Origin of the sequence: Nocardia xishanensis NBRC 101358, from assembly GCF_001613365.1 — a bacterium.
GTDB classification, from domain to species: domain Bacteria; phylum Actinomycetota; class Actinomycetes; order Mycobacteriales; family Mycobacteriaceae; genus Nocardia; species Nocardia xishanensis.
Window position 1 is genome coordinate 178,614 of record NZ_BDCF01000008.1, and the last position, 18,693, is coordinate 197,306.

Below are 18,693 nucleotides of genomic sequence, written 5' to 3' on the forward strand. Positions count from 1 at the left end.
TCGGTTGCTCTGCGCGGCAGCGGTTTTCGCTGTGATTACCCGGCATTCGGGATCACTCTCCTGTGGGGCTGGCGATCGACGAGGACCGGGCCGGGCGTGATGTGGCACACACGCTAGCATTCGCTTGACATTGTGTCTAGTGAGTGACTGAATGTCTAGCGTGTGTCGACATCCGCGCTCTCAGTAGTGCGGCGCGTAGCCTTCGGCGCGTATCAGGATGTAACCCGCGCTGTAGGCGGAGTCGATGGTGGCCTGATCGGAAGCGAGGACGTTGTCCTGGCGCGCCTCGCTCCAGAACAGGTAGAGCGGCCGGGTGCCGGGCTCTTGGGCGGTGTTGACGTATCCCTGGATGCCGATGTAGGTGTAGCCGGCGCTGTAGGCGGAGTCGATGCCCACCTGCGTCGCGGTGCTGAAGTTGTCCTGGCGGGCGTTGTTCCAGAACAGGTGCAGCGGCACGGTGCCCGGCTGCTGGGTCTCGTAGACGAATGCCTCCTTGCGGATGGGCAGGTAGTTCGCGGCTACGGCGCTGTTCTCGTCACCGAGGTTGCCGGTGGTGAAATTGTCGCCGCGATCCGGATTCCACCACGTGTAGAGCGGATACAGGGACACGGTGTCCGCATGGGCGGCGGGAGTGGCAGCGACGGCCGTCCCGGCGAGTCCCGCGGCAGCGAGGAGCACAGCCGACGCCGCGCGGCGCCGGCGACGAGAACGTGCGTTTTCGGACATGAGACAACCTCCCCTGATAGTGGCCGACCTTTGATCAAATCGAAAGGTCTTGTTGGCCAACTGCTTACGTGCAAATCCACGGTAGGTTCCGCGTCGCGACATCCGCCATACGCAGAACCTCGTATAGCGGTCCAGTCTTTCGGCTGATATGCGGAATCCATTGGTGCACAATGCTGGAGTGCAGGGTTTGCCAGGGGGCGACGCCAGAAGGATTCACGATCTCGCGCTCGAGATCATCACCGCGAAACAGCCGGTGCGAGTGTGGCCGCTGCTGATGGCGAGGTTGACCGCCGACCTACCGTGTGACCTGGCCGTCCTGATCGACCTCGACTGGAACGCGGGCACCGGTCACGCGCTGACCGGGTCCCCGGAATGGTTGCACGAAGCCCCGCTCGACGCACTCATCCACGCGCACATGCGATCCCATCCCCTGCTGCGGCATTACGCGCGCACCCGGGACAAGACGCCGCTGACCATGGACGAGGTGGCCGACGACCGCTGGTGGAAGGGCGAAGCCTACCGGGCGGGCAAGGAAGCGATCGGCATCGATCGCCAGCTCGCCTTGCCGCTGTCCGCGGGGCCGGGACGAATCCGCGGTGTCATCATGAGCCGCAGTGGTCTCGGGTTCAGCGATCGCGACCTCGAATACGCCGCCTTCGCCAGGTCACTGCTCGATACGGTCGAAGCCAACCAGACGGCGGTACTCGCCTACCGCGGATCGGCCGACCCCGCCGAATACAAGATCACCCCGCGGGAGCTCGCGGTGCTGACCTTGCTGTGCGAAGGCCTGACCGCTCGCGCCATCGCCACCAGACTCGCGATCACATCGGCGACCGCGACCAAACACACCGAGAACCTTTACCGCAAACTCGGTGTGCACGACCGCGTCTCGGCACTGCGCAAAGCACACAGTCTCGGCCTTGTTCCCGCACCCCCACCGGACCCGGACGCCGAGCCACCCTCCCCTGCGCGCTGAACCGAGCGCAGGTTGCGGTAGTCACCGACGAGCGCTGTGCCGGAACAGGGCGCGGCCTTCGGCAGACGCATCAGCTCGGCGACGTTGCTGCATCGATGCAGTAATCGTCTGCGGCACTACGTCGGAATGCGGAAGGATGACTTGGATTCGCGGGCCGGGCCGAGCCTGCGGAGGTCGCCGCAGCAACGAACCGACTGATCACGACAGGCAGGTGAGGTCATATGCCCTACGAATCCGCTCCATTTTTTCGTCGCTTCGGCGCCAGGCTGCTCGATCTTGCGTTCTGCCTGCTACTTACGTTCGTCATCGCGATACCGGTCGGGATTCTGCTGATCCCGATCACCTTGATGACGACCGAAGCCTACGAAGGTGTGATCTACGGGGCGGCGGCGTGGTTGTGTTACTTCATCGCCTATGTCGGCTTGGAGGTCTTTCTGCTGATCCGCCGCGAAGGGCAGACTCTCGGCAAGGGGCTGCTCGGACTGCGGGTGGTACCCGCCGGGCAGTGGGCTCGGCCTCGGCTGGAGTTGCTGCCGGCGACCTCGCGCATGCTGATCATATTCCTGCCATTCGTTTTCATGTCCTTGTCCGGGTCGAATCCCGAATCGGCCGTCCTCGAGGGGATCGCCGTGCTCGGCCTGCTCTCGCTGATCGCGAGCTTCTTCCTCGCGGCGGTTCCTGCTGGAAAGCGTCGTGCTGTCCATGATCTGGCGACCGGCAGCCGCGTGGTGCGGGCGGCCAAGCGGAAGATCGACTGGAAGAACGACATCCCGATGGTGCTGCCGGGCCGCGTCGACCTCCGCAAACGCCCCTAGGCCACGCGGTTGTGGCCCGTGCTGCCGCTTATGGCAGGGCCGAGCGCTCGCCGCAGGTGTCCAACTGCCGGGCGTGCGGTCGCCTGATGCCATGGACGGGACGGCCCGGGCATCCGCCCGTCGCACAGGGGGGCAGGCATGTGTTGGTAGCCGTGCAGGGTGGACAGGCCGCGGCGGTGGGGTTCGCCGTCGAGGCGCAGGCCGGTCAGGAAATACGACGTGCTGAACCGCTTCGCGTTCTGAGCCGTGCCGGTCCACCGAGCGAGGAGCCGACGGCCATGTCCGACGGCGATTCCGCGCACATCGCCTCGGCGAATCAGGCAACGTGAAGGGTGCGAGTTCGTCCGATCGAATACCGTGAGGAACGTGTCACCGCAACCGGCTGCTCGCCTCCGGCGGCGAACACCACCATGCACACCCGATTTGGGAGACGAGGACGAATGACCACCCGAACTTCGACCGCAGCAGCTGTTCTCGCGCTCACCGTGCTAGCAGGCGCGGCTACCGCAGCGTGTTCACGCACCGAACGCTGGTGTGAGCTCGACCGGGGCGACGTGGTGGTCGAGAACTCGTACTGCGAACAGGGTCTGCCCGGCTACGAGTGGGAACCCGACCACGACAAGCCGAAGTACAAGAAGAAGCCGAAGAAGTCCACCAAGCACTGACCAGCGAGGCACTCGGCGCCACCCGGAATATCCAGCGACGCAAGGAAATCCGCGGAGTCCGCAACGGCCGAAGCCGACTCACCTCGCGGCCGCCCGTATCGAAAAGCCTACGGGCAGGCACGCTCGGCGAACCGCAGGACTATGCCGACTCGTGCCCTGCCGGAGCATGGACGTCGCTGCCGTTGGCGGACTGGCCCGCCTGCGCGGCTACCGTAGGTGAATCTGCCTGTGTCACAGGATGCTTCGTCGTCTCGTAGTTCTCGACATCGAACTTCCGCAGCAACTGCCGCAACCGGAAGCTGAAGTCCGGCCACAGCACGGGGTTGTTTCCGTGCCGGTCGAGGAACCAGCTGGTACAGCCGCCGGTGAGCCACACGCCGCGGGCCATCTTCCGCCGCAGCGCCACGTTGTACTCGTCCTGCACGTCCTGCCGGACCTCGAACGTCCGCAGACCCTGCTTTTCCATCGTCGCGAGAGCGTCGATGACATAGGCGATCTGGGATTCGATGACGTAGATCAGCGAGGTGTAGTTCAGCCCGGAGTTGGCGCCGAGCATGGTGAAGGCGTTCGGGAAGCCTGCGACGGTCGTGCCTTTGTATGCCTGCAGCCCGTCGGTTTCGAACTCCTCGGACAAGGTGCGCCCGTCCCGGCCGGCGAACATGCTGTAGGTCGGCGAATCGGCGACGTGGAAGCCGGTGCACAGCACGATCGCGTCGACCTCGCGTTCGGTGCCGTCGGTCGAAACGATCGAGTTCCCGCGGATCTCCTCGATGCCGTCGGTGACGAGTTCGACATTGTCGCGCGTCAGCGTCGGATAGAACTTGTTCGAGACCAGCAGGCGTTTACAACCCGCGCGGAAGGTGGGCGTGAGCCGCTTGCGCAGCGCGGGATCACGGACCTCCAACCACAATTTCACGCGCGCGATCACCTCGAGCAGCCGCGCCGTCGCCGGGTACTTGGCCTGGGTGATGACGAACAGTTCGCGGTTCGCGTAGATCAGCCCGCGGATCAATCGCTGGAGTCCGGGAACGTGTTTGAAGGCGAATCGCTCCGGCGCCAGGTAAGCGCGGGTGAGATGCGGGAACACCCAGGCCGCGGTGCGCTGGTACACGTCGAGATGCGCGACCTGCGGCGCGATGGCGGGCACGATCTGCACGGCCGAGGCGCCCGTGCCGATGACGGCGACCCGCTTACCCGACAGATCGGCGTCGTGATCCCACTGCGCCGAATGGAAGATCTCGCCCTCGAAAGTGTGAATTCCCTTGATATCCGGCAGGTTCGGCTCGGCGAGCACTCCGGCCGCGGAGACCACGACGTCGGCGGTGAATCCGCCGCGCGTGGTATCGACCTCCCATCGGCTGTCCGCGTCGATCCACCGGGCGCCGGTCATCGCACAGTCGAAGATGTGCTTGTCGCGCACGTCGTATCGGTCGGCGATGCCCTGGATGTACCGCTGGATCTCCGGCTGCGGCGAGAACGACCGCGACCATTCCGGATTCAGCGCGAACGAATACGAGTACAGCTGCGATGGAACGTCGCAGCCCGCACCGGGATACGTGTTGACCCGCCAGGTGCCGCCCACGTCGTTGCCGCGCTCGATGACGAGGAAATCGCTGTACCCCTCCTGGCTCAGCCGCACGGCCGTGCCGAGTCCGGACAGCCCGCTACCGATGATGAGGACGCCCGTGTGCCGCCGGGAAGTGTCGGGTGCGTGCCCGTTGGTGATGCTCTGACTCATACCGGACCTCATCGGGATTCGTAGATGCGCTTGTGACCGGAGATGGCGGCCAGCCGGAACGGGCGGCCGGTCTCCTCCGGAATGGCGTGATACATCCCGTCCGAGGGCGATTCGGTTTCGTGCAGTACGCGGTAGCGGTCGTAGTCGAGCGCGACGCGTGTGGCGATGGCGTCCCGGTTCTCCTCGGTGCGCAGGTGCTCGCGGTAGCCGGGCTGCACCGTGCCGCTGAAGAATTCGGCGACACTGCCGGATCCATAGCTGATGAAGGCGAGCGCCTGCCCGGTCAGATCGCCGGTGTGGTCGAGCAGCGAGGCCAGACCGAGGTAGAGCGACGCGGTGTAGCTGTTGCCGACCGTGCGGTTGTAGATGGTCGTGTTGTGGAGCGCGGCGTCGATCTCCGCGGGCTCGGCGGTGTGTCCCTGGCTCTCCAGGAGGTGGCGATGCGCCTTGAAGGCCATCTTGGTGAACGGCTGGTGATAGCAGAACGCGGCGAACTCGGTGAGGTCGCGACCGCCGTTGCGCCGGTAATCGGTCCAGGCTTCCTGGGTGGCCTTCTGGTAGGCGTTGACGGAGGTCTTGCCGTCGACCATGGCGGCGGTGCGGTAGTTCGGGCGCCAGAAGTCCATGATGTCGGCGCTGTAGATCCCGGAGTGCGGTTCCAGTTCCAGGATCGCCGGATTCGCGCTGACGAGCATCGCGACAGCGGCGGCGCCCTGGGTCGGTTCGCCGGGAGTGTCGAGTTCGTACTTGGCGATGTCGGCGGCGATGACGAGCACGCGCTGCGACGGATCGCGGGCGATGAGCCCGGCCGCGAATTGCAGCCCCGCGGTGCCGCCGTAGCAGGCCTGCTTGAGCTCGACGACGCGCGCGGTGTTGGGCAGCCCGATCAGCGGGTGGAGATAGAGGCCCGCCGCCTTGGACTGGTCGACACCGCTTTCGGTGGCCAGCAGCACGGTGCGGATGTTGTCCACGCCGTGGCGGTCGAGGATGGGTTTGGCGGCGGCCGCGGCGATGGTGACGATGTCCTCGTCGGCCGCGGCGACGCTCATCATCTCCTGGCCGATGCCGAGGTAGAACTTGTCGGGATCGACGCCGAGGCGCTCGGCGAGCACCCCGTGGTCGAGCGCGTAGTGGGTGGTGGCGAAGGAAAGGTCGTGGATTCCTACCGGCGTGCTGGTCATGGCTGTACTCCGTTGCTTACGGTGGACCGTTCGAATTGGGTATGGGCGCGCATCAACTCGCCGCTGTTGGTCTGTGCCGCCATCAGCGACAGTTCGCCGCACAGCACTGTGGCCGCGGCGATGACGGCGAGCCGCCGGGCGTTGTCGCCGGGATCACGATCCGCGCGGCAACCCAGGCGGGTCAGGTTGTCGTCGACGAAACTCTGGTGCTTGCCGTTGCCCACCGTCCCGAGAATGAGATTGGGCAGCGTGCACGAGAAGTAGAGGTCCCCATCGCGGTCCTCGGCGTGCGTGATGCCTTGGGACCCTTCCACGATGTTCGCGGCATCCTGCCCGGTGGCCAGGTAGAAGGCCAGCAGCATGTTGGCGTAATGCGCGTTGGCGGAACGGATTCCGCCCGCCAGCAGGGTGCCGATGAGGTTCTTGCGGATATTCAGCTCCACCACCTGGCGAGCGGTGGTGTGCAGCCGCTTCTGCACCACTTCGCGGGGGATGAGCAGTTCGGTGACGACGTTCTTGCCGCGGCCGAGGATCCCGTTGACCGCGGTCGCCTTCTTGTCCGTGCAGTAGTTTCCGGAGATCGAGACGTACCGCAGGCCGGGGCGCGTGGCCAGGATGTGGTTCATCAGGTGATCGCAGGCGAGGGTGACCATGTTGTGGCCGGAGGCATCGCCGGTGGTGAATTCGAAGCGCAGGAAGAGCAGGTTGCCGGTGATCTGGTGGTGCAGGTCGATGAGCTTTGCGAACCGGCTGCTGCTCGCGGCCACCTCCTGTAGCTCGGTGAAACTCGCTTTGAGCTGCGTGACGGTGGTATGGGCGGTGTAGGCGTCGTCGGCCTCGAGCAGGATCGAGCGGGTCATGCGGTCGTCGACGAGGGTGGCCACCACGCCCTTCTCGGTCAGCGTGGTGATCCGTGCTCCGCGACCGACCGAGGGCCACAGCGGCGTTTCGTAGGTGGCCAGCGGGACGTCGACATTGTCGTCGACGATGTTGCCCGTGATGCGCAGGGGGCCGACCCACCGCAGCGGCACCGCGGCGAAGTCCGTGTCGTTCATCGGTGACTCCTTCTGTCCGATTCGTTCCACCAGAGGTTCCGGTGGGCATAGGAGGCCGGGTCGATACCGCGCAGCCGGCAGAACGTGGCCACGTCGCCGGTGATCAGCAGGTCGCTACCGGCCAGGTCCGCCGGACTGGACGCGCCGAGCACGGTGAGGATCTGCCGCAGCTGCTCGAGCCAGGTTCGGATCGTCTCGATCAAGGCGTCGGTGCCGCGGCTGACCAGCGTCTCCAGGAAACGGCCCGCGACCCCGGTCGCGTTGGCGCCCAACGCCAATGCGCGGGCGATGTCAAGCGGTGAGCGGATGCCGCCGGAGGCGAAGAGATCGATCCCGGTGACGCCCGCGCAATCCACCAGGCAGTTGGGCGTCGACTGGCCCCAGTTCTCCAGGAACGAGAAGTCCGCCGCGGGGCGCCGATCGTTCTCGATGCGCGCGAAATTGGTGCCGCCGCGGCCGCCGACATCGGCCACCGCGACGCCCGCGTCGCGCAACCAGGCGACGGTGGGCCTGCTGAGACCGAACCCGACCTCCTTGACGATCACCGGCACCGGTGTGTTGGCGGTGATGCGCTCGATCTGGCGCGCCCAAGACCCGAAAGACCGGTCCCCCTCGGGCATGACGATCTCCTGGACCGCGTTCAGGTGGATCTGGAGGGCGTCGGCTTCCAGCAGATCGATCGCTCGCCGCACCTCGTCCAGCGTCGCGGTGGCGTTGACGTTCGCCATGACGAAGCCGTGCGGATTCTCCTGTCGCAGCACACGAAAAGTGTCGGCGACAGCGGGATCGCGGAAGTAGGCGCTCATCGATCCGGATGCGATGGGGGTTCCGGTTTCGCGGGCGGCGATGGCCAGTTGCCGGTTGATCTCTCCGGTGTGCTCGCTGCCTCCCGTCATGCCGTTGACGAAAAGCGGCGTCTCCCAACGCTTTCCGATGACGTCGACGGCCAGCGACACGTCCTCGCCGTCGATGCCTGCGAGGGCGTGGTGGACGAAGGTCACCGAGTCGAAGTCGTTGGGGCCCGCGTCGCGCTGTTGGCTCACGGCATGGCGAACATGATCGTCTTTGCGGCTGGCGGTCATCGGCGATCCCCTTCGAATGGATGTGTTCGCAACGACAGCGGCCGGATGCCCGCGGCGACCCAGCGGCCGGTGAGTTCGGTGATCGCCGCGCGGCGAGTGCGTTCGATGAGCGCGATGCCGCAGTCGCCGCCGCCCGCACCGGAGGGTTTCGCCGCGGCGCCGACCGCCTCGCCCGCCTCGCACAGCGCACGCAGCGAAGGCGTCATGATGCCGAGCCGCGCTTTGCTATCGAGGGTGACGAGAAGTTCCCGGGCACAGTTGATTTCGGCCCGGATGCCGAGCGAGTCGTCGGCCTCCAGCGCGGCGGTGAGTCGCTGGACGCAGCGGTCGCTGCGCGACACGAAGTCGGCATCCGCGCCGCCGAGCCCCGCGACCATTTTCGGTGTCGACGCGGGCTTCGCGGTCCAGCCGACCTGCATCGCGAGACCCGTCGGCGTGGGCAGCGGGCGCACCGACAGCCCGGGCCATGGCGCACGGAGTGCGGCGTCCACCCCGCTCTCCCCCGCCAGCTCGGCTACTCGCTGCCGGTCGGGGGAACAGTAGGCGATCCAGCCACCCCAGGTACTCGCCGCCACGTCGCCGCCGGAGGCGCGCGGGTTGATCGACACGGTGGCCAGCATCGCCAGCCGGTAGCGATCCATCGGGCTCAGGTCGAGCCCGTGAAACCGCCCCAGCGCCGCGACGGTGGCCACCGTGACGGCCGCGCTGGATCCGAGGCCGAGCTTTTTCCCGTTCTCGTCGGCGAGGTCGGTGCTGATGCTCAACCGGTAGGAACGTGCCGCGATCCCGCGCTCGGCGAGCAGCCGTTCGACGATCGCGGCCGCCGCGAAGACGTAGGTGAAGTTCGACGGCACAACGCCATCCGCGGTCGACGGGACCAATCGGCCGCCGATGCGCCCGCAGGACAACGTCACCCCACCGTCGAGATCGGAACGCAGCGTGGTGACTTCGTCACCGGCCTCGTCCACCGTTGCGGTCGCGTAGCGGTCGACCGCGGTGAGCACCGCGTGGCGTCCAGGCTCGACGACGGCGTACTCCCCTGCGATGAACAATTTGCCCGGGGCGCGACAGGTGATCATCGTGCGCCGTCCGGGACCAGCGCGGCGCCAGGGCCGAGATGCGCCACCGGCATGTCGACGACGCCGCCGACCTCGCGCAGGTCGGCGATCACCCGATGCTCGTCGGCGCGGGCGCACAGCACCGTGACATTCGGTCCGGCGTCGATGGTGGCGTACGCGGCGATGCCGTCCGCGCGCAGCGCCAGCACGCAATCCAGGACCTCGACCGACCGCGGCGACAGGTATCGCACCGACGGCCTGGCCAGGAGCATGCTGGCGTGCATCCCCAGGGCGTTGCGCTCCGCGATCTCTCCGACCGCGGGCAGATCGCGGCGCGCGATCGCCTTGCGCATCTCCTCGAGGTCGATCCTGGACGCGTCGGCCCACGGGAGATAGAAGGGCGACGTGTCACAGGTCCGCCGCATCGCCTCCCGGCTGGACACCGTCTTCGACGCCTTGTCGACGACGGCGACGACCAGAGCCGGATCGAGCGCGTCGCCGTCGACCGGTTCCGCGTAGGAATTCGCGTCCCCCGCTTCGCCATTGCCCTCCCCGGCGTGCCAGACCACGAAGCCGCCGAAGATGGACCGGCAAGCCGATCCCGAGCCCCGCCTGGCGAGTCGTGACAGCGCGCGGGCATCGGCGTCGAGTCCGTAGGCGGCGGCCGCCGCGACGGCGAGCGCCGCGAAGCCGCTCGCGGAGGAGGCCAGGCCCGCACCGGTCGGCCCGGCGTTGGTGGACACGACCTCGGCGTGTTCGTCGCGGCCTGCCCGCGCGCGCACCAGATCCAGGAACCGCGCCACCCTGGCGTACGCCTCGCCGACCGCGGGACGTTCGTTCAGCACGACCGTGTCGGCCGGTTCCGCACTCAACCGCACCGTTGTCGTGGTGGGGTAGATGTCGAGTGTCATCGACAGGCTTCCCGTGACGGGAAGGAAATACGACTCGTCGCGCTTGCCCCAGTACTTCACCAAGGCGATGTTCGGGTGCGCGACAGCGGTCGCCGCGTCGTCGCCGAATCGATCCGCGAGCGGATCGGCGAGTTCTGCTCCAGGTGTGAATGTCATTGGCGTGTCTCGAGCTCCGGTGTCGAGGGGAATCGGGAATCGGTCATGGCTGTCCGTCTCGGGTCGGGACGATCCAGGTCCGCGCCGCGCCGGCCCGGCTCAGCGCCGCACGCACCCTCGCGGCGTCGTCGCCGGTGTCGGTGAGGGCGACGACGCATCCGCCGAGGCCGCCGCCGGTGAGTTTCGCGCCGTACGCGCCCGCGTCGTGCGCTGCGGTGACCAGTGCGTCGATCTCGGGTGTGCTGACGCCGAGTTCGGCCAGCAGTTCTTGGAATTCGAGCAGCGTCTTGCCCAGCGACTCGGCGTGACCGGCCGCCAGATCCGCCGCTGCCGACTCGACCAGGTCCGTCGCGTGTTCCAGCACTCGCTGAGCCGCCCGTCGATCCGACTCCAGCTTGCGGCGGACGGCCGCGACCGCGTGCTGCGTGGCGCCCGGTACCCCGGTGTCGGCGATCACCAGGGTGGCGTCCAAGCCGATGGCCAGCCCGCGCGCCGCGCCCGCCCGGAACCAGATCGGTCCGGTCGCCACCGCGGTGCTGGCGTCCACGCCGCTGGCCCGGCCGTGCGCGAACTGTTCACCGCACTGCACCAACTCGTAGAGGATGCCGGAATCGATGGACCGGTCGTAGAGATCGGCGGCCGCCCGCACCGCGGCCGCCGCGCACGCCGCACTCGACCCCAGTCCGCGCGCGGGCGGGATCTCGCAGTCGAGCGCGACCTCGACCACCTCACCGGCCAGGCCCCACCGCCGCAACGCCTCCTCGACCGCTACGTGCGCCCCTGACGACGCGCGCTCCGCGGTACGTATGCCGCCCGCTGCGAACCGAAAGTATTGTCCCGCAGGAGAATCGCCCTCCCACGAAACATCGGGACGATCCCGGTGGGCGACCGCGTGCGCCGACAGCGCTGGCAAGGGAAACGCGATGGCGGGCGTGCCGTGCACCACCGTGTGCTCGCCGAGCAGGATCGCCTTGCCATGGGCGCGACCGATGCCGCGCCCTCCCTCCGCCTCCGCGGCGGTGAGTTTGCTGCCCTCGCGAACGCGATCGCTGTTCACGTCGTTTTCTCTCCAAACTCGAGCGGGGCCCGCCCGCGTTCCCGGACGGGAACGCGCGCGGCGGACGATGCGCAGACACGTCGGCGTGCGGCGACCGTGAGACGGTCTGCGCTGTGGTGCGAAATCTGTTCAGGCCGAGAGTGAATCGACCGTCACAGCCGCTGATCCGAACGACGGAAGAGCGCTTGGCGGAGACTCGCCCGCGCCGAGGGGCCGAGCGGCGACGGGAAGAAGGCGGGTACCTGCGCGGCGTAGGTGCGGTAGGCCGCCCCGAAGCGAGCGACGAGGTCGCGCTCTTCCAGGAAGGTGCCAAGCAGGATGTAGCCGGTCATCCCGACCGCCCACAGCAGGTGCCCGGCCGTCATGTCGCTGGCACACCAGAAGGAGAGCAGCAGGCCGGTCATCAGCGGATGACGCACCAGTCGGTAGGGCCCGTGCACCTGGAGCCGGTCCATGGTCGCGTCGGGCACCTGGATGACGTAGTGGCGGTAAGCCTGACTGATGCCGAGCAGGTGAAAGTGGTTGAGCAGCAAGGTGGCCGCGTACACCAGCACGAAGCCGAGCCAGAATCCGGCGTCGAGCGCGATCCCGACGACGCCGTCGGCCGACCAGATCCGCTGCGGCAGCGGCTGCCAAGCCAAGCACAGCACCCACATCACCAGGCAGACCATCACGATGTAGACGGTCCGCTCCAGGGCTTCGGGCACCCACCGGGTGATGAACGCCTTGAACGCGGGCCGCGACATACCCGAGTGCTGCAGGCCGAACAGCGCGATCAGCAGCACGTCGATCGCGAGAGCCGGACCGGTCGCCAGGTGTGGTCCCTCGTCGACGGTCTTCGGCAGCCACCAGCCTCCGGCGAACAACAGCATCAGGGGCACGGTCACCCCGGCGACGCCGTAGACGCCGAAGGCCAGCAGGAACGGGACGAGCCGGCGGCGATCCGTCAGCGCGCCCCGAACCGAATGCCGCGTGGTGGTCAGATCCATGCGAACCAGGGCAGGAACCGCAGGCGGACCGTGCCCTCCTCCATCCGCTTGTCCAGCTTGGTCTTCCACCGCTCGCCGTAGGGCGCGTCGAGGAAGCCGCCGGGCCGGGCCAGGCGCCACGAGGACTGGATCGTCATCCAGTAGGGCACGATGACGGCCGCGTCGACCTGCCGCATGAAGTCGAGCTTGTCGGGGATCTGGCTCCAGTGCACGCCCGGGTACCGGTGGTGCACGCTGTGGTAGCCCTGGTTGAAGATGAAGAAGTTCAGCCAGTTACCGGCCGTGTTCAGCGATTTGCTCGGGTCGTCCTCGAACACCCGCGCGGGCGCGTGGGTCAGCCAGGCGAAGTATCCGGAGTTCACCTGGGTGATCAGGAACGGCAGACCCCAGAACAGCGCGAACCGTTCGAAGCCCGCGACGTACCAGATGCCGACCGGCAGCAGCAGGGCCAGCGTGAGGTCGAAGACGAACTGGTGGCGCCGCTTGCGCCTGCCCTCGGACGGGTTGGCGGCGAAGATCATTCGCATGGTGTGGTTCTTGACGATGGTGCCGTACCTGATCCAGTACCAGACGGCACCGAGCCCGCGCTCCATGCCCTCGGTGGAGGTGACGTCGCCCGGTCCGTCGTTGAAGCGGTGATGGTTGAGCACGTGCACCTCGCGCATCTCCGCCGACGTCAGCGTGGCAGGCAGACAGCACATGATGTCCACGACTCGGTTCAGCCTGCGCGACACGAACAGCGCCCGGTGCGTGTGCATGTGCATCACGCCGATGGTGAGCGAGAAGTTCAGCAGCGTCAGCAGGATGATCAGCGGGACCGCGAAATACCAGTTCGTGGCGAAAGGTACGAACAGGCCGAAGGACAGTAATACGACCCAGGCCACGATGTGCAGCAGCGGGCCGACGTTCGCCGGATGCTCGAGCTTGAGCACCCGGCGGCTGAACGGCGGTCGGTCGGACGCCGCCGGTGGCGTTCCGTCGCCGGGACGTGTTGGCACGGTGGTCATAGTCGATCTCCTCTGGTATCGGTGTCGGGCGTTCCTACGGGATGAGTTGGGGCACTCGTCATGGGCGATCTCCAGTGGTTGTCGTTTCGAGGGCGGCGAGTTGGAAATTCGTGGCGAGCGCACGCATCGCGTCGGCGCTGTGGGGTGGCAGCCGCTCCAGGGCGCCGAAGGCCAAGTGGTCGGCGATCATCATGGTGCGGATGTCGGCGGCGGAAAGCCGACCCGTCAACGGTTCTTCCGGCAGCGACCGCACTAGCGCGAAGGTGGTGTCGACGATCAGCGGCACCATCGAAGGCGCCAGCGTGCGTGGGTCCACCGCACCGAGCAACTCGGCCGCGGCTTCGGACCCGGCGCCGAGTTCGGGCGAGGTGTCCAGCACCCGGTGGATCGCCTCGTCGGCGGATCGCTGTACCCGCTCGACCATCTTCGTCCAGTAGGCGGATGACCAGGCGGCCAGCGCGGCCGCGCCGACCGGCCGCCGGTAAGGCGCCGGGGCGCCGACCGCGGTGCACAGGAAGCCGGTTGTCGTGATGGTCATGTACGCCATCGCCGCACGAGCGCCCGCGCTCGGAGTGTGCGGGCCGAGCCGGGCCAGCAGGGCGAATCCACCCAGTGCGGGCGCCAGCAGCCTCAGCATGACCACTTGGGTCAGTTCCTTGCGGTCGGCGACACCGTAGAGGTCCAGTTCGCCGTCGCGCAGGTCGTTGGCGGACTGGGCGATGACGCCGACGCATCCGGCCAGCTCGCGCAAATCGTCCTCGGCGCACGCATCGGGGGCGACCAGGGAGCACGCGTAGTGCGTCACCCGGCCGAGCACGCCCTCGCCGTAGACGACCCGCGACAGCGAGGAATCGAGGTTGCGGGCCATCACATCGCCGATGTCGAGCACGAGCCCGCCCACCCGCTCGCGTCCCGCGGCAGGCAGCGCGGCCACCAGCGACCTGATGTCCTGAATGCGTTCAGCCAGAACGATATCGACGGCCTCGCTGTCACGCATCGCGACCCGGTCCGGCGGTGGGGGCGGAGTGTCGGTGCTGCCGTTGAGATACTCGGCGGCGGCCCGCACGGCGCTACCCGCGAGCGGACGGTCGACGAGATCCTCGTAGGCGTCGAGCACCCGGCAGGCCAGCAGGGCCGCGGTGGCCTCGGCCCGCAGGGCCGGGCCGAGGAAACCGATGGCGATGCCCATGTTCCTGGCCGCCGGGATCAGCGCGAGCCGGGCCAGTTCGTCCGGCGAGTCCGCCGCCCGCAGCGCGGCGAGGTCGGGCGCGCGGCGCAGGTTGCGCAGCCCGTGGGCGAGGATGCCGAGTCGTCCTCCGGTCATCGGGACACCACCTGTAGTGCTAGGTCGCGCAGGTCGTCCCGCGCGGGAGTGGGCGGGAACACTTCGAGGGCCTCGCACGCCGTCTCGGCGGCGCGGATCGCGGCGTCGTGAGCGGCCTTGGTGGCGCCGCTGCGCACCAGGTCGGCTTGCAGTTCGGCGCTGGAAGTCTCTTCGGAGAGCCACATTTCGCGGGCATCGGGCCGGATCGCCAGCCATTCGATCACCGGCCAGGTCGGTACCCTGCGGTCGAGGTCGCCGCAGGCCTCCTTGCCGAGCGCGGGGTCGCCCTCGACGTCGCGCACGTCGTCCATGATCTGGAAGGCCAGCGAGAACTGCTCGGCGTACTGCATCAGGGCTCGCAGCCGGTCGTGGTCCACGCCGCCCGCCGTGCCGCCGTACGAGCAGGCCAGCCGGAACAGCGTGCCGGTCTTCGCGCCCGCGACGACCTCGTAGTGCCTGCGCAGCGCGGCATCGTCGACGTCGGGCGCCATGGTCTCCACGAGCTGGCCTGCCGAAAGATCCGAGATGCGGTCCAGATAAGTGACGCCGGGAGCCTCACCGAGGTGCGCGCAGACCACGGGATTGTTCTCCAGTACCCGCGCCAGCACTTCCAATGCGGTACCCGCCATATGAAATCCGGCGCGTGCGGCGGTGCGGATACCGAACAACGCGGGTACCGAGGGTGAATCGCGCCGCAGCAGGGAACTGTCGCAGATGTCGTCGTGGATCAGCGACGATTCGTGGAACATCTCCATGGAGCAGGCCAGGTCGACGGCGTCGGCCACGGAGGTGGACACGGCCGAGGGCAGCAGGCGGTGGCAGTCCAGCACGAGGCGGGCCCGGACCCGCTTGCCGGGGGCGGCCAGGACGTGCTGGTAGATGTCGTCGAAAACGCTACCGGTGACGAGCATTTCGCGCATGCGCTCGGTGACCATCGCCGGCTGGTAGATCGGCGCGATCGGCTGGGCGTCGACCTGGTCCGCCGCGCCGGCATTCGCGCTCGCGGCGTCGGCGCTGTCGGCACGTCCGTTCGACGCGGGGGCGGTGACGCGCGCCCGGTCGTCCACGACCGCGTGCGCGGTGCTGGACCGTCCGGACATGGCCGCCACCAGGTGCTCGTCCTGCTGATGTTCTGACGGTGACGTGGGATTGTCCATTGGCGGGAGGGCTCCTTACGTGTCGTAACGGCGGCGGAGTCGGGCATGCGACAGGCGACGACGAGCCTGGCGGGCGTCGATTACACGGGGATCGAAGTACTTACGAGGTGGCCGGCCGGCGGCGCGCGGCGATATCGCCACCGCGATGCCGGTGCAGGTGGTCGTCGCTTGTCCGGATAGGTGTGCAGCGCAGGCCAGAGGCGAGTTCGCACTCGCCGTCGATGTTCAATGTCAGCGGGCGCCGAGCGAGTCGCTCGCGATCCCAGCCGCCGGGAGCGCTCCATGGGCCGGTCGGCGGCGGGGTCACCGCCGAGTCGAGCATCCGCGGTCGTTCGCTTCCGAAACCGCGGCCGAGCCATGTCGATGTCTGTGAAATCTTCTGTGCGGCCACGTGATCACGAAAGATGCCGCCTGTGGTCATCGAGGCGAACGGGCTGCGCGTGGCAGCGGCCGCACCCTCGGTACGGAGAACGCCGAGCCGACCGGGCTCGACGCGCATGAGCGCAATTCCTGAGGATCGCCGTTGTCCCCCAAGAGATTTCGTGTCGTTCTCGCACGATCCGGTCTCGTCCACAACCAGCACGCCGTCCGGATCGCCCGGGTGCTCGTTCACGTACGCGCGCAGATCGTCACGCAACCCGTAGTCGTAGCGCACAGTCTTGCCCAACAGTCGATGCGTACCGTCCATCATTCAGCCCAGCCACCACCGCAAACCGATCTTCATCCATCGACATAGCGAAAGAGGCTACCCCACAACACAACTGATCGCTCGTTGAAAACAGCAGGAGATTTCACAACGAGTCGCGCAGGTGCGCGAGTATGTATCACGTTGTACAACAACGCAACTCAGACAGAGAAGTGACGATACGCGGGCGAGCGGCGCAAGGACCGCTCCGATCTCGGTCGAGCAGTCCGCAGTGCGGGACTCTTGCCGACTGGGACGGTGGTCGTGCTCGAATCATCAAGTACCACAACGGTGTTACAAGACGCGAACGTCTCGAGCAAGTCTTGTGAATTGGTTTCTCACGGTGCGGGACGAGTGGTCTCATCGATGCCCACTTCTCGGATAGCAAACGGAGGTTGACCGCTACTGTTTGGCAATTGCATTGCGGTCCAATATATTCTGGATACGTTGCCGCCGATTCGGCTATGAGTTGGTTCCAAAATTATTGGTAAATAGCAACTCTCGAGCTAGCAGATCCTTGGGCGTGATAGCGCCTACCGGACGAACCGTCGCACTGGGCGTCGAACCCGCGATGGCGTCCGCCGCGTCGACCGCCGTGGCGCCGACTACGACCTGCCGCTGGTGCCACAGGTCCGCGACGAACTGCCTATCGCGCCCGACACCCGGACGCGGTCCGCGCGACGCGAGCCGTCCTTGCCCTGGGCGCCGCCGCGGCCACATCGGCGGCCACAGGGCCACATCGGCGGCCACAGCTACCAGGGCACATGACAGGACCGGCAGGCCGCCATAGGCGGTGGATACATGGAATGGGTCGACTGCGAGGCGCCGACGAGGTCTCCGACGTGGCGATCACGCGCAGGGCCGGCCCGTGCCGGGCGAGGCCGTCCTCGCCGAGATAGGTCGATCGACCGATGTGGCTCCTGCGGGTCGGCGAGCATCATTGGCGGCACGGTCTCGATGAACATCGGCTTCGCAACGCGAACGTGAACGAAGTTGTCTTGTAAGCCGATTCATCGTCGCGGTGTCGGTCAGCCACGGCGCGAACGACTGGCGGCCGATCGCGCAAGGGCAGGCGGCTCCGTCGTTCACGGGTCCGGCGCCCGATTACGGCCGGCTGCGTAAGGAGGCGACCGCGAATCTGCCCGGCGGCGGCTCGGTCTGCGTCGGCGCCGCGGAGGACCCCTTCTTCCTCGATCCGCGCGTGTTCGATCTGCTCTACGGCGGTGATCTGTCCGAGGTCGGTACCGACACACTCACCGGGTACAACGTCGACACCATTGTTTTGCAGGTGCCGAAAAACGATCTCGCGTTGCGCAACGACCCGGCCCGCAATCCGGTGATCGGGGTGTGGAGCGACACCGAGCGCCGTTCGCTGCAACTGAGCCCTGGCGCCGCGACGTCGGGCGGTGACTTCGTGCAGGTGTCGCGGTTGGGCAACCCCCTGGTGAACGAGGTCGTCGTCCCGGTCGGGCTGAAGGACGCGTTCAGCACGATATCGGCCGGGCGGCGGTGTCCTCGGCGATCTGGGATCGCCCGGGACCGCTCGGGCCCGGTGACTAGGAACGCGTTCGGCTGCATACGTATTGGACCGACCGGGTGCTGCAACGGTGCCCCGGATTGGCGGATCTGCGCGAGATCGCGGCGGGCCACCACGAACGTCTCGACGGCAGCGGCTACCACCGCGGCGTCGGCGGCCACGGCCAGTCGAAGTCGGCCCGGATCCTCGCCGCCGCCGATGTCTTCGCGGCGCTGACCGAGCCACGACCCCACCGCCCAGCCTTCTCCGCCGACGACGCGGCACAGCTAAGCTACTCATCGCCGAAGCGACAACGGGCAGGGTGGACATATCCGCCTGCGCCGCGGTGGTGGAGGCGGCGGGTCTACGCAAGTCGCGCACCGAATTCCCCTGCGGCCTCATCGAACGCGAGGTAGAGGTACTACGGCTCGCCGCACGTGGGCTGTCGAACCGACTGATCGCGGCGGAACTGGTGTTGTCCGAGCGCACGGTGGGGCACCACCTCGCACACATCTACGACAAGACCGGCCGCCGCACCCGCGCGGGCGCGGCCGTCTTCGCGATGGAGCACGGCTTGCTACCGGACTGAACCGGC

18 protein-coding genes and 1 pseudogene are annotated in these 18,693 nt (G+C 67.4%); 6 read left to right on the plus strand and 13 right to left on the minus strand.

The genetic code is table 11. From position 1 onward, the window contains the following. Positions 1 to 180: 180 nt before the first annotated feature. A complete protein-coding gene (locus tag NX1_RS08860) occupies positions 181 to 726 on the minus strand; it encodes a hypothetical protein (RefSeq protein WP_157119629.1) in 546 nt (181 codons plus the stop codon). Between the two features lie 178 nt (positions 727 to 904). On the opposite strand from NX1_RS08860, the gene NX1_RS08865 reads away from it, so the two are divergent. From NX1_RS08865 to NX1_RS08880, 3 genes are all read left to right on the plus strand, one after another. Next, positions 905 to 1,702: a helix-turn-helix transcriptional regulator gene (locus NX1_RS08865; RefSeq protein ID WP_068056483.1), complete on the plus strand. Its 798-nt coding sequence runs from the start codon at positions 905 to 907 to the stop codon at positions 1,700 to 1,702. Between the two features lie 221 nt (positions 1,703 to 1,923). Beyond that, positions 1,924 to 2,517: an RDD family protein gene (locus tag NX1_RS08870; protein ID WP_068056485.1), complete on the plus strand. Its 594-nt coding sequence runs from the start codon at positions 1,924 to 1,926 to the stop codon at positions 2,515 to 2,517. Positions 2,518 to 2,957: 440 nt separating this feature from the next. Further along, positions 2,958 to 3,182, plus strand: coding sequence for a hypothetical protein (locus tag NX1_RS08880; protein WP_068056489.1), 225 nt, complete (start codon positions 2,958 to 2,960; stop codon positions 3,180 to 3,182). 139 nt (positions 3,183 to 3,321) lie between these two features. Here NX1_RS08880 and NX1_RS08885 read toward each other — a convergent pair whose 3' ends face one another. The 12 genes from NX1_RS08885 to NX1_RS08940 form a co-directional block, all read right to left on the minus strand. Then, entirely contained in the window at positions 3,322 to 4,920 is a 1,599-nt protein-coding gene (locus NX1_RS08885) for a flavin-containing monooxygenase (RefSeq protein ID WP_068056491.1), read from the minus strand. Positions 4,921 to 4,928: 8 nt separating this feature from the next. Beyond that, the gene (locus NX1_RS08890; protein ID WP_068056494.1) at positions 4,929 to 6,101 is read right to left on the minus strand and encodes a hydroxymethylglutaryl-CoA synthase; all 1,173 of its coding nucleotides are present in this window, start codon (positions 6,099 to 6,101) and stop codon (positions 4,929 to 4,931) included. Next, complete coding sequence (locus NX1_RS08895) at positions 6,098 to 7,156, minus strand: hydroxymethylglutaryl-coenzyme A reductase family protein (protein WP_157119630.1); 1,059 nt, start codon at positions 7,154 to 7,156, stop codon at positions 6,098 to 6,100. The genes NX1_RS08890 and NX1_RS08895 overlap by 4 nt, the downstream gene beginning before the upstream one ends. Further along, the gene (gene fni, locus NX1_RS08900) at positions 7,153 to 8,238 is read right to left on the minus strand and encodes a type 2 isopentenyl-diphosphate Delta-isomerase (RefSeq protein WP_068056495.1); all 1,086 of its coding nucleotides are present in this window, start codon (positions 8,236 to 8,238) and stop codon (positions 7,153 to 7,155) included. The genes NX1_RS08895 and fni overlap by 4 nt, the downstream gene beginning before the upstream one ends. Continuing rightward, positions 8,235 to 9,317, minus strand: coding sequence for a phosphomevalonate kinase (locus NX1_RS08905; RefSeq protein ID WP_068056498.1), 1,083 nt, complete (start codon positions 9,315 to 9,317; stop codon positions 8,235 to 8,237). Before NX1_RS08905 ends, fni begins: the two co-directional genes overlap by 4 nt. Further along, positions 9,314 to 10,363 (minus strand): diphosphomevalonate decarboxylase, encoded by a 1,050-nt coding sequence (gene mvaD, locus NX1_RS08910; RefSeq protein WP_068056499.1) that lies wholly within the window; start codon positions 10,361 to 10,363, stop codon positions 9,314 to 9,316. Before mvaD ends, NX1_RS08905 begins: the two co-directional genes overlap by 4 nt. Positions 10,364 to 10,406: 43 nt before the next feature. Further along, positions 10,407 to 11,420: a mevalonate kinase gene (mvk, locus tag NX1_RS08915; protein WP_084501254.1), complete on the minus strand. Its 1,014-nt coding sequence runs from the start codon at positions 11,418 to 11,420 to the stop codon at positions 10,407 to 10,409. Between the two features lie 152 nt (positions 11,421 to 11,572). Further along, positions 11,573 to 12,409, minus strand: a complete 837-nt coding sequence (locus NX1_RS08920) for a methyltransferase family protein (RefSeq protein ID WP_068056501.1) — start codon at positions 12,407 to 12,409, stop codon at positions 11,573 to 11,575. Further along, on the minus strand, positions 12,400 to 13,416 hold the full coding sequence (locus NX1_RS08925; protein WP_068056503.1) for a fatty acid desaturase: 1,017 nt from the start codon (positions 13,414 to 13,416) through the stop codon (positions 12,400 to 12,402). Before NX1_RS08925 ends, NX1_RS08920 begins: the two co-directional genes overlap by 10 nt. A 58-nt stretch (positions 13,417 to 13,474) precedes the next feature. After that, on the minus strand, positions 13,475 to 14,740 hold the full coding sequence (locus tag NX1_RS08930; RefSeq protein ID WP_068056505.1) for a hypothetical protein: 1,266 nt from the start codon (positions 14,738 to 14,740) through the stop codon (positions 13,475 to 13,477). Beyond that, positions 14,737 to 15,897 (minus strand): polyprenyl synthetase family protein, encoded by a 1,161-nt coding sequence (locus NX1_RS08935; RefSeq protein ID WP_084501255.1) that lies wholly within the window; start codon positions 15,895 to 15,897, stop codon positions 14,737 to 14,739. Before NX1_RS08935 ends, NX1_RS08930 begins: the two co-directional genes overlap by 4 nt. Positions 15,898 to 15,997: 100 nt before the next feature. Continuing rightward, the gene (locus NX1_RS08940) at positions 15,998 to 16,564 is read right to left on the minus strand and encodes a hypothetical protein (protein WP_157119631.1); all 567 of its coding nucleotides are present in this window, start codon (positions 16,562 to 16,564) and stop codon (positions 15,998 to 16,000) included. Positions 16,565 to 17,603: 1,039 nt separating this feature from the next. On the opposite strand from NX1_RS08940, the pseudogene NX1_RS38660 reads away from it, so the two are divergent. From NX1_RS38660 to NX1_RS37845, 3 genes and pseudogenes are all read left to right on the plus strand, one after another. Next, a pseudogene (locus tag NX1_RS38660) lies at positions 17,604 to 18,065 on the plus strand (DUF4331 family protein); the annotation flags it as partial. A gap of 113 nt (positions 18,066 to 18,178) precedes the next feature. Continuing rightward, a complete protein-coding gene (locus NX1_RS38665) occupies positions 18,179 to 18,514 on the plus strand; it encodes an HD-GYP domain-containing protein (RefSeq protein ID WP_169812205.1) in 336 nt (111 codons plus the stop codon). Further along, complete coding sequence (locus tag NX1_RS37845) at positions 18,421 to 18,687, plus strand: response regulator transcription factor (RefSeq protein WP_068056511.1); 267 nt, start codon at positions 18,421 to 18,423, stop codon at positions 18,685 to 18,687. Before NX1_RS38665 ends, NX1_RS37845 begins: the two co-directional genes overlap by 94 nt. Positions 18,688 to 18,693 lie beyond the last annotated feature (6 nt).